The sequence below is a fragment of the Bacteroides sp. OF03-11BH genome (genome assembly GCF_003604005.1).
Taxonomy (GTDB): Bacteria; Bacteroidota; Bacteroidia; order Bacteroidales; family Bacteroidaceae; genus Bacteroides; species Bacteroides ovatus.
The window spans coordinates 19,482-31,334 of the sequence record NZ_QTMW01000012.1; the positions used below are offsets into that span (position 1 = coordinate 19,482).

The window sequence follows — 11,853 nt, forward strand, 5'->3', positions numbered from 1 at the left end:
GAAAGATAACCTTGGTGGAACGAAAGGGAAACCAAGGCGGAACGAATTAAGAATAGCTAGTCAGCTTCTTAGAAATAGCGAATAAACAATCAACAGATTACATTACCCCCTCTAAAAATTAAAGTTATGTGTGGAATAGCAGGTATACTCAACATCAAAGTTCAAACGAAAGAACTAAGAGATAAAGTACTGAAAATGGCCCAGAAGATCCGTCATCGCGGACCGGACTGGAGCGGAATCTATGTAGGCGGAAGTGCCATCCTGGCACACGAACGTCTTTCTATTGTCGACCCGCAGAGTGGCGGACAACCGTTATACTCTCCCGATCGTAAACAGGTGCTCGCCGTCAACGGTGAGATTTACAATCACCGTGATATTCGCGCTAAATATGCGGGAAAATATAACTTTCAGACCGGAAGTGACTGTGAGGTAATTCTTGCCCTTTACAAAGATAAAGGCATCCATTTTCTGGAAGATATTAGCGGTATCTTTGCTTTCGTTCTTTATGATGAGGAAAAGGATGAATTTCTGATTGCCCGCGATCCGATAGGGGTTATTCCTTTATATATAGGAAAAGATAAAGAGGGAAAAATCTACTTCGGCAGCGAGTTGAAAGCCCTTGAAGGATTTTGCGACGAATATGAAATATTTCTCCCCGGACATTACTTCTATAGTAAAGAGGGAAAAATGAAACGTTGGTATTCGCGCGACTGGACAGAATATGAAACCGTAAAAGAGAATGATGCACAAACCGTTGATGTGAAAATAGCATTAGAAGAGGCTGTACACCGCCAGTTAATGAGTGACGTACCGTACGGAGTGCTTCTTTCGGGCGGGTTGGATAGTTCTGTCATCTCCGCCATTGCCAAAAAATATGCGGCAAAGCGTATAGAAACAGACGGAGCGAGTGATGCGTGGTGGCCTCAACTCCACTCCTTCGCCATCGGACTAAAAGGTGCTCCCGATTTGATTAAAGCACGTGAAGTGGCTGAATATATCGGTACTGTCCATCACGAAATAAACTATACTGTTCAGGAAGGTTTGGATGCCCTGCGTGATGTCATTTATTTCATCGAGACATACGATGTAACCACGGTACGCGCTTCCACTCCCATGTACCTACTGGCACGTGTCATCAAATCGATGGGTATCAAAATGGTGTTGAGCGGTGAAGGCGCCGATGAAGTTTTCGGTGGTTATCTGTATTTCCACAAGGCTCCCACTCCACAGGCATTCCACGAAGAAACAGTACGTAAACTTTCAAAGTTGCACATGTACGATTGCCTCCGCGCCAATAAAAGTTTGTCAGCATGGGGAGTAGAAGGACGTGTTCCTTTCCTTGATAAAGAATTCCTCGACGTAGCCATGAACCTGAATCCGAAAGCTAAAATGTGCCCCGGAAAGGAAATTGAGAAACGGATTGTTCGCGAAGCCTTTGCCGAGATGTTACCGGAAAGTGTGGCGTGGAGACAAAAAGAGCAGTTCAGTGACGGTGTAGGATATTCATGGATTGACACATTGAGGGAAATCACAGCTGCTGCTGTGAGCGATCAGCAAATGGAACATGCTGCCGAACGCTTCCCTATCAACACGCCACAAAATAAAGAAGAATACTATTATCGCAGTATCTTTGAAGAGCATTTCCCCAGTGAAAGTGCAGCACGCACCGTACCCAGTGTTCCCAGTGTGGCCTGCTCCACAGCAGAAGCGCTGGCGTGGGATATTGCTTTCAGGAATCTGAATGAGCCTAGCGGACGTGCGGTGAGAGGAATACACGAAGAGGCCTATACTTAACTGATAAGAATAACAGAATCTGCTCTTTCTGTTATTCTTTTGTAACATTTCTATTTTAAAATCTCAAGGATTAACGCAGATTAGCATATTATTGTCTGATTTGCGTTTTCTTTTTTATAATTTTGAGGCCAAACCAAATTAAATCTATCAAACTTTTAAAAGACCAAACAAATGAATTTAAAAAAAATGATGATGGCTTCTGCCCTTCTAATGGTTGCTTGCTGTATGCAGGCACAGACAAAAGTGATAGCCCACCGTGGATTCTGGAAAACTCCGGGATCATCACAAAACAGTATTTCATCACTTCTAAAAGCAGATTCCATCGGTTGTTACGGTTCAGAATTTGACGTATGGATCGCTAAGGATAACAAGTTGGTGGTCAACCATGATCCCGTATACAAGATGAGACCGATGGAGTATTCCAAAGGCGACGCACTGACCGGACTTAAATTATCCAACGGAGAAAACCTACCTAGCCTGGAAGAGTATCTGGAAGCCGGGAAAAACTGTAATACCCGACTGATTCTCGAACTGAAAGCACATAGCAATAAGAAACGTGAAACCAAAGCCGTACAGGGAATCCTTGCCATGGTGGAGAAAATGGGACTGGAAAACCGCATGGAATATATCACGTTCTCCCTGCATGCCATGAAAGAGTTTATCCGCCTGGCTCCTGCCGGTACTCCGGTATTTTACCTTAACGGGGAACTGTCTCCCAAAGAATTAAAGGAACTCGGTGCTGCCGGTCTTGATTATCACATGGGAGTGATTAAGAAACACCCCGAATGGATCAAAGAAGCTCATGAACTCGGCTTGAAAGTAAATGTGTGGACTGTGGACGAAGTGGAAGATATGAAATCGCTGATCGAACAGAAAGTAGATTTCATTACCACCAACGAACCAGTCATCTTACAAGAAGAACTGAAAAAACATCAATAAGATAAAATCATTACAAAGTAAACTATTTAATATCCGTCTTTAAAGAAACAGCTCGTTCCTTTAAAAGAAACAGGATGTTTCTCGGTGTCGAACGGGTGGTCCCTTTTAAAGGAACCACCCGTTTCTTTTAAAGGAAAAATGAGCTTTTATAACAAACTAAATACCAGCATATTAAGAACACTCATTTTTTCATCTGAAAAAGAAAAGGTCATTTTCATATATGCCAATAAAAGATTACAAACGATTTACTGGAAATCATCTAATACCTCTTTCAGCTCTCCTACCGTAAGCTCTCCTACCTGTCTCCATAATTCATGTCCCTTATGCAATAAAAGAAAGGCGGGCACTGTTTCTACATTATGCGCATCGGCTATTGTTCTATTTTCTTCAGCATTCACTCTTATCAATTCTACAGTTCTCTTTTCGTAAGTCCGAAGCACAGGACCTATCCACTCATAATGAGGTGACCAGTCGGCATAAAATACTACCAACACCAAATGGTTGGTCTTAACTGCTGTTTCTAATTGTTTCTCTATATTCATATCTCTACGTTTTTATATTAATGATAGTGCTAAAACAATGAATACAGAAAAAGGTTCTTCAGCATATCCGGTGAGCAATATGATAGATAAATAGGGGTTTTCACTTTCATATCGTCAAAAGGAAAAGGATATATTTCTTGTTTTTATAGCTGATTTCACCGATTATCAAGGCTAAATATTTTTCATATATTATGGAAGAATATGCAAAACAATTCATCCAAATAACAGTTTATTAATATATAAACAGGTATAATTTCAAATTATAACTAAATGTGGCCGTATATAAAGCGATTATAAGTTTGAAGAAAATAAATAGATATTAGATATACTTTTTAGTAAAATATAAAGCAAAAAGTCATATCTTTGCATCATAATAAAACAAAAGGTTACAACAATCAACAAATATAAATCAAAATGACAACAAAGATTAAGTTCACAAAAATGCATGGAGCGGGAAATGACTACATATATGTAGACACAAGCCAATATCCGATAGCCGACCCTGCAAAGAAGGCAATCGAATGGAGCAAGTTTCATACAGGAATCGGAAGTGATGGACTTATATTGATTGGTGTCTCTGATAAAGCGGATTTCAGCATGCGCATTTTCAATGCGGACGGTTCGGAAGCTATGATGTGCGGTAACGGAAGCCGTTGTGTAGGCAAATATGTATATGAATACGGCTTGACTGACAAAACAGAAATTACGCTGGATACACGATCAGGAATAAAAATCCTGAAACTGCATGTAGAGGGAAAAACAGTTAGTGCAGTCACCGTAGACATGGGTAGCCCGTTGGAAACAGAAGAGATTCAGTGGGGAGGAAAGTATCCTTTCCGGTCGACCAAAGTATCAATGGGTAATCCGCATCTCGTCACATTTGTTGAGGACATCACCCAGATTAATTTACCGGAAATCGGTCCTGAACTGGAGAATCATCCTCTTTTTCCCGACAGAACCAATGTGGAGTTTGCACAGATTGTCAGCAAAGACACCATACGGATGAGGGTGTGGGAAAGAGGATCGGGAATCACTCAAGCTTGCGGGACAGGTGCTTGCGCCACAGCAGTAGCCGCCTTCATCAACGGACTTACAGGAAGAAAAAGCGATGTAATCATGGATGGAGGGACAGTCACCATTGAATGGGATGAAATCTCCGGACATATATTAATGACCGGACCGGCAACCAAAGTTTTCGATGGGGAGATTGAGGATAAGTAATAAGTATCAGGTATTGAGTATTAGATTTTGCAGAACTTAAAACAATAACAAGATGGCATTAGTAAACGAACATTTTTTGAAGTTACCGGGAAGCTATTTATTCTCGGACATAGCGAAAAAGGTAAATACCTTCAAGATAACACATCCTAAACAGGATATTATCCGGTTGGGTATCGGTGATGTCACCCAACCGCTTCCGAAAGCGTGTATCGAAGCCATGCACAAAGCGGTAGAAGAGCTGGCCAGCAAGGATACATTCCGCGGATATGGTCCTGAACAGGGATATGATTTTCTGATTGAAGCAATTATAAAAAATGACTTTATTCCACGTGGGATTCATTTCTCGGCATCCGAGATATTTGTCAGTGACGGTGCCAAAAGCGATACCGGAAATATAGGCGATATTCTTCGCCATGACAATAGCGTAGGTGTTACAGATCCCATCTATCCGGTTTATATAGACAGCAATGTCATGTGCGGACGCGCCGGAGTGTTGGAAGAAGAAACGGGTAAATGGAGTAATGTTACTTATATGCCTTGCACAAGTGAGAATAACTTTATTCCGGAAATTCCAGACAAACGGATAGACATTGTTTATCTCTGCTATCCGAACAACCCGACAGGAACAACCTTAACCAAACCGGAACTGAAGAAATGGGTGGACTATGCATTGGCAAACGATACATTGATTCTGTTCGATGCCGCTTATGAAGCATATATCCAGGACGAAAATGTCCCCCACTCTATCTATGAGATTAAGGGAGCTAAAAAGTGTGCGATCGAATTCCGTAGTTTTTCAAAAACGGCAGGATTTACCGGAGTACGCTGCGGATATACCGTAGTTCCGAAAGAGCTTACTGCCGCCACATTGGAAGGAGACCGCATCCCACTCAACAGATTGTGGAACCGCCGCCAATGCACCAAGTTCAACGGTACTTCTTACATTACCCAACGGGCAGCAGAAGCCGTTTACAGTGCAGAAGGCAAAGCACAGATTAAAGAAACAATCGGCTATTATATGACCAATGCCAAAATTATGAAAGAGGGATTGGAAGCCACAGGACTGAAAGTGTATGGAGGAGTCAACGCTCCCTACTTGTGGGTGAAAACTCCGAACGGGCTTTCGTCATGGCGATTCTTCGAACAGATGTTGTATGAAGCCAATGTGGTCGGTACCCCCGGTGTAGGCTTCGGACCAAGCGGTGAAGGATATATCCGCCTGACTGCCTTTGGCGAACGTAACGACTGTATCGAAGCAATGAGAAGAATAAAAAACTGGCTATAAGAATTTTGAATAACTTCTCCTAGTCTATTCATAACCAGTGATTTTTCAATTTACTTGATAGTATTTCGCGCGCTACTATATATACATGGACCGTACATCCACATTTTTCTAACTATTAAAGGTAAAAAGACGATGAAAACGACGATTAACAAAAAAATGAGGGTAATAACAGTAGCATTATTACTGTCAGGGCTTGTCCCGTCTACAATGATGGCACAAGATAAGGTAGAAGCTTCCGTTGGAGCAGATCTGGTAAGTGGTTACATCTGGCGCGGCCAGGATTTAGGCGGAGTGAGCGTTCAACCCTCACTGGAAATCTCTTACAAAGGTTTCTCACTCGGAGCATGGGGATCGGTAGGATTCGAATCGACGGACACAAAAGAGTTCGATTTAACTCTTGGTTATTCGATAGGCGGTTTTAGCGTTTCAGTGACGGATTATTGGTTTAATACCCAAGTAGAAACTGGCATAGACGATGATGGAGAAACGATCTTTGCAACTAACAAGTATTTTAAATACGGAGCTCATTCAACGGCTCATGTATTTGAAGCACAAGTCGGATATGACTTCGGACCACTGGCAGTCAACTGGTATACAAATTTTGCAGGTGCCGACGACGTGAAAGAAAATGGCAAAAGGGCTTATTCTTCTTACCTCGCACTTAGCGCACCATTCAAATTGGGAGGTCTCGACTGGACAGTAGATTTAGGTATGGTTCCTTGGGAGACAACTTTCTACAATGGCTATACAAGTGGGTTCTGCGTATCAGACGTAAGTCTCGGAGCTTCCAAGGATATCAAAATCACAGATTCCTTCTCCGTTCCGGCATTTGCCAAGGTATCTGTCAATCCACGGACAGAAGGAGCCTACTTCGCATTCGGATTAAGTTTTTAAGAGAGAGAATATAGAATATCAAAGAGCGTATAGGGATCAGGTAGTTAGAGTTTAGATTTTATCGGTTTGTTGTATGGTAACCTACTATGGCTGCCACACCCTATACCTCTTTCTTTTACAGGTCAACACTAATATTTAAGGTATATGAAAAAGATTGAAGCTATTATCCGTAAAACCAAATTCGAGGACGTAAAAGACGCCCTACTCGAAGCGGACATTGAATGGTTCTCTTATTACGATGTAAGAGGTATTGGAAAAGCACGGCAAGGACGTATCTACCGTGGCGTAGTATATGACACCAGCACCATTGAACGAATTCTGATCTCTATTGTCGTACGCGACAAAAATACCGAGAAAACAGTGCAAGCTATCATCAAAGCTGCACAGACCGGAGAAATCGGTGACGGACGTATTTTCGTCATTCCTATCGAAGACGCTATCCGCATACGCACTGCAGAACGTGGTGACATAGCCCTCTACAATGCAGAACAAGAACGTTAATCGGCAGCGGCAAGGTGCCGCTCCCAGGTTTCCTTGCGGATTATAACGTTTATAAAGAGGTTTACAACATCACTAATAAATAATAGGTATAAAATAAGATAATTATTATGGATACAAAATATAAAAGCCATAGCTTCATAAAGTTGTGGATAGCCACTACTATATTCATTTTGTGCTGTTTTACTACTGATATGTCGGCACAAAACGCAGCCGCTGCCGATACAGTTGCAGCAGTTACAGAAACAATTACCGAAGTCGTTGCAGCTCCTGCCGAAGAAGCATCAGCAGCTCCCGATACGGTTGGTGAATTAGCTCTTGGATTAAATACTGTATGGATGTTGCTTGCAGCAATGCTCGTATTCTTCATGCAGCCGGGATTTGCATTAGTAGAAGCAGGTTTTACCAGAGTGAAAAATACTGCCAACATTCTGATGAAGAACTTTGTAGACTTCATGTTCGGCTCTTTACTATACTGGTTTATCGGTTTCGGATTGATGTTCGGCGCAGGCGGATTCATCGGAATGCCTCACTTCTGCGACCTTTCTTTCATTAATAATGGTTTGCCAACCGAAGGATTCCTCATATTCCAAACCGTATTCTGTGCGACAGCAGCTACAATTGTATCAGGAGCCATGGCAGAACGAACAAAATTCTCCATGTATATAGTCTACACCATCTTTATCAGTGTACTGATTTATCCGATATCCGGTCACTGGACATGGGGCGGAGGCTGGCTGATGAACGGTGAAGAAGGTTCTTTCATGATGAGTCACTTCGGCACTACATTCCATGACTTTGCCGGTTCTACAGTCGTTCACTCTGTAGGTGGATGGATTGCTTTGGTAGGTGCTGCCATTCTTGGTCCCCGTATCGGTAAATATGGTAAAGACGGCAAATCAAAAGCTATCCCAGGCCATAGCCTGACTATTGCTGCACTGGGGGTATTCATTCTTTGGTTCGGATGGTTCGGATTCAACCCCGGTTCTCAATTGGCAGCAGCAACCGAAGCCGACGCAATCGCTATTTCCCACGTATTCCTGACAACGAACCTGGCTGCTTGTGCCGGTGGTTTCTTTGCTCTGTTGGTGAGCTGGATGAAATATGGAAAACCATCCCTGTCATTGACACTGAATGGTATCTTGGCAGGTCTGGTAGGTATCACAGCAGGATGTGACGCAGTATCTCCCGCAGGAGCAGCCTTGATAGGTGCGATATGTGGTGTCGTAATGATATTCTCCGTTGACTTCATTGACAAGGTTTTAAAGATAGACGATCCGGTAGGTGCATCTTCCGTACATGGTGTGTGTGGTTTTTTAGGAACGATTCTCACAGGTTTGTTCTCTACCAGTGAAGGTTTATTCTATGGATACGGTTTCGGATTCCTCGGTGCACAACTATTCGGAGCATTGGTAGTAAGTGCATGGGCAGCAGGCATGGGATTCATCATTTTCAAAACGCTTGATAAGATTCACGGACTTCGCGTTCCGGCACGTGTCGAAGAAGAAGGTCTTGACATTTACGAACACGGTGAATCTGCTTACAACTAAGTTACTTATAATTAAAAGTAAGTCTACTCATCAGTAAGTGAATTAGGCTATATAGATTAAAAAGATTTATCCCGGGCGGGCCTGACCGCCTTCCCGGGAACCACACAGAGAAAATTATTTGCTCTAACATATTTAACAACAAATCAAATTAGGTATTATGTCAAAACTTAGATTCAGAGTAGTAGAGACAGCTTTCAAGAAAAAGGCTGTTGAGGTAGCAACACCTGCCGAACGTCCTTCGGAATACTTCGGCAAGTATGTATTCAACAAGGAAAAGATGTTCAAATACCTTCCCAGTAAGGTATACAATGCACTGATTGATGCAATTGACAATGGTGCTCCGCTAGATCGCAGCATTGCCGACGAGGTAGCTGCCGGCATGAAAAAATGGGCTATCGAAATGGGTGTCACTCATTACACGCACTGGTTTGCACCGCTGACCGAGGGTACGGCAGAAAAGCACGATGCCTTCGTTGAACATGACGGCAAAGGTGGTATGATGGAAGAATTTACAGGTAAACTGCTCGTACAGCAGGAGCCGGATGCTTCTTCTTTCCCGAATGGCGGTATCCGTAATACATTCGAAGCTCGCGGATACAGCGCATGGGACCCCTCGTCACCTGCTTTCATCGTGGATGATACACTTTGCATCCCGACTGTATTTATCGCATATACCGGTGAAGCTCTTGACTATAAAGCTCCCTTACTGAAGGCATTGCGTGCTGTAGATAAAGCAGCCGTAGCCGTATGTCAGTATTTTAATCCGGAAGTGAAAAAAGTAGTTGCTTACTTAGGATGGGAACAGGAATACTTCCTGGTAGACGAAGGATTGTATGCCGCACGTCCGGACTTACTAATGACCGGTCGTACTTTGATGGGACATGACAGTGCCAAAAACCAACAGTTGGAGGATCACTACTTCGGTGCTATCCCCACCCGCGTAGCCGCTTTCATGAAGGACCTTGAAATTGAAGCGTTAAAATTAGGTATTCCTGTTAAGACTCGTCACAACGAGGTTGCCCCGAACCAGTTCGAGTTGGCTCCTATCTTTGAAGAGTGTAACCTTGCTAATGACCATAACTTACTGATTATGTCATTAATGCGTAAGGTAAGCCGCCGTCATGGTTTCCGTGTACTGCTTCATGAAAAGCCGTTCAAAGGTGTCAATGGTTCGGGTAAACACAACAACTGGTCTTTGGGCACTGATACAGGTATCTTATTGATGGGACCGGGCAAGACTCCGGAAGACAATCTGCGTTTTGTTACATTCGTTGTCAATACATTGATGGCAGTTTATCATCATAACGGACTACTGAAAGCTTCTATCTCCAGTGCTACCAATGCCCACCGTCTGGGAGCGAATGAGGCACCTCCTGCAATTATCTCCTCTTTCCTTGGAAAACAGTTGTCGCAGGTATTGGATCATATCGAAAACAGTACGAAAGATGATTTAATCAGCCTTAGCGGTAAACAGGGAATGAAGTTGGATATTCCGCAGATTCCTGAATTACTGATCGATAATACAGACCGTAACCGTACTTCTCCATTTGCTTTCACAGGCAACCGCTTTGAGTTCCGTGCCGTAGGTTCCGAAGCAAACTGTGCTTCTGCCATGATTGCATTGAACTCGGCCGTAGCAAATCAATTGGTGAAGTTTAAAAAGGACGTGGATGCGTTGATTGAAAAGGGAGAACCCAAAGTTTCCGCCATTCTTGAAATCATCCGCGGATATATCAAAGAATGTAAAGCCATTCATTTCGACGGTAACGGTTACAGTGACGAATGGAAGAAAGAAGCTGCCCGTCGTGGACTGGATTGCGAAACCAGTGTTCCTGTTATCTTCGACAATTACCTGAAACCGGAAACAATTGCCATGTTCGAAGCTACCGGTGTAATGACCAAGAAAGAACTGGAAGCCCGTAACGAGGTGAAATGGGAAACTTATACGAAGAAGATTCAGATTGAGGCACGTGTATTGGGTGACTTGGCAATGAATCATATCATTCCGGTTGCCACTCAATACCAGACGGACTTAATTAATAATGTCTATAAGATGCAATCTCTTTTCCCAGCAGAAAAGGCAGCGAAATTGTCTGCTAAGAACCTGGAGCTTATTGAAGAGATTGCCGACCGTACAGCTTTCATCAAGGAGCATGTAGATGCAATGATTGAGGCTCGTAAGGTTGCAAACAAGATAGAAAGCGAACGGGAAAAAGCCATTGCCTACCACGACACGATTGTCCCGGCACTAGAAGAAATCCGTTATCACATCGACAAGTTGGAACTGATTGTTGACAATCAGATGTGGACGCTTCCAAAATACAGGGAACTGTTATTTGTGAGATAGAAAAAAAATTATCTATTTCTTTTGTTGGTTGTTTTAAGTTTGCGGGGAGGGGTGCTGTGAAGCAGTCCTCTTCTTTTTTTATTCGATAATCTTTGCGTCTTCAATATCATCATCGTCATGCATAACCGGAGCCTTCGGGCGGCGACGGGCAAACTTGAACCAGTTTATCAATTCGGAAAGAGAATAAACCAAACTGCTGATACCAATAATTATAAATGCAGTATTACGCGCTCCTGTCGGATTGAACAAAGCGATAATACCCGCAATAAGAATCAGCGAAGGAATCAGATAAAAAGCTCCCGGAACGGGCATCCACCGACGAGCCATCGACAAAGAAGCAATCTGTTGCACTCCTCCCATAATCAGGATAAATCCCAATAAAAACATCAGGACATCTGCAAAGAATTCAGGCATCACAATCAACCAAAGTCCGAATAATAAGCTACCGATTCCTTCTATCGGAAAACGGGGAGCTGCTTCACCTTCCGGTCTTTTCCGGCCGAAATAGCCAAAAAGGCTGATAACACCGGGAATCAAGAAGGCAACACCTACCGTAATGACAATATAACTGGCAGCCGCATTGGGCCAAATCACGAGTACCAATCCAATCACAAGTGCGAAGAGAATGCGAATAAGGGAATAATTCATTGTTTTCATAAATTCTATATTTTTTAACCGAGTCTGTTCCAATACTTTTGCGAATATAAGTGTTTCTACTGATATATAAAAATAACAAATAAACATTGTAATAAGTTCGTAATAATATCGTTATGACGATTACAT

At 42.8% G+C, this 11,853-nt stretch carries 10 protein-coding genes; 8 read left to right on the plus strand and 2 right to left on the minus strand.

Annotated features, from left to right (window positions below; all coding sequences use genetic code 11):
• Positions 1–126 precede the first annotated feature (126 nt).
• Both asnB and DXA54_RS11200 read left to right on the plus strand, forming a co-directional pair.
• Positions 127–1,794, plus strand: coding sequence for an asparagine synthase B (asnB, locus tag DXA54_RS11195; RefSeq protein WP_004317886.1), 1,668 nt, complete (start codon positions 127–129; stop codon positions 1,792–1,794).
• Between the two features lie 171 nt (positions 1,795–1,965).
• The gene (locus DXA54_RS11200; RefSeq protein WP_165863240.1) at positions 1,966–2,733 is read left to right on the plus strand and encodes a glycerophosphodiester phosphodiesterase family protein; all 768 of its coding nucleotides are present in this window, start codon (positions 1,966–1,968) and stop codon (positions 2,731–2,733) included.
• Positions 2,734–2,978: 245 nt separating this feature from the next.
• Here DXA54_RS11200 and DXA54_RS11205 read toward each other — a convergent pair whose 3' ends face one another.
• Complete coding sequence (locus DXA54_RS11205; RefSeq protein WP_004300083.1) at positions 2,979–3,275, minus strand: thioredoxin family protein; 297 nt, start codon at positions 3,273–3,275, stop codon at positions 2,979–2,981.
• Between the two features lie 414 nt (positions 3,276–3,689).
• On the opposite strand from DXA54_RS11205, the gene dapF reads away from it, so the two are divergent.
• The 6 genes from dapF to DXA54_RS11235 all read left to right on the plus strand — a co-directional run bounded on the left by dapF (position 3,690) and on the right by DXA54_RS11235 (position 11,070).
• Positions 3,690–4,496, plus strand: coding sequence for a diaminopimelate epimerase (gene dapF / locus DXA54_RS11210; RefSeq protein WP_008651586.1), 807 nt, complete (start codon positions 3,690–3,692; stop codon positions 4,494–4,496).
• A 52-nt stretch (positions 4,497–4,548) separates the two neighbouring features.
• Positions 4,549–5,781: an LL-diaminopimelate aminotransferase gene (locus DXA54_RS11215; protein ID WP_004303699.1), complete on the plus strand. Its 1,233-nt coding sequence runs from the start codon at positions 4,549–4,551 to the stop codon at positions 5,779–5,781.
• A 132-nt stretch (positions 5,782–5,913) separates the two neighbouring features.
• On the plus strand, positions 5,914–6,675 hold the full coding sequence (locus tag DXA54_RS11220; protein ID WP_120079501.1) for a hypothetical protein: 762 nt from the start codon (positions 5,914–5,916) through the stop codon (positions 6,673–6,675).
• A gap of 144 nt (positions 6,676–6,819) precedes the next feature.
• The gene (locus DXA54_RS11225) at positions 6,820–7,176 is read left to right on the plus strand and encodes a P-II family nitrogen regulator (protein ID WP_004303701.1); all 357 of its coding nucleotides are present in this window, start codon (positions 6,820–6,822) and stop codon (positions 7,174–7,176) included.
• A gap of 107 nt (positions 7,177–7,283) precedes the next feature.
• On the plus strand, positions 7,284–8,723 hold the full coding sequence (locus tag DXA54_RS11230) for an ammonium transporter (RefSeq protein WP_032846623.1): 1,440 nt from the start codon (positions 7,284–7,286) through the stop codon (positions 8,721–8,723).
• A 157-nt stretch (positions 8,724–8,880) separates the two neighbouring features.
• A complete protein-coding gene (locus tag DXA54_RS11235) occupies positions 8,881–11,070 on the plus strand; it encodes a glutamine synthetase III (RefSeq protein WP_004303703.1) in 2,190 nt (729 codons plus the stop codon).
• Between the two features lie 78 nt (positions 11,071–11,148).
• Here the strand turns inward: DXA54_RS11235 and DXA54_RS11240 are convergent, their stop codons facing one another.
• On the minus strand, positions 11,149–11,727 hold the full coding sequence (locus DXA54_RS11240) for an HdeD family acid-resistance protein (protein WP_004303713.1): 579 nt from the start codon (positions 11,725–11,727) through the stop codon (positions 11,149–11,151).
• Positions 11,728–11,853: the final 126 nt, after the last annotated feature.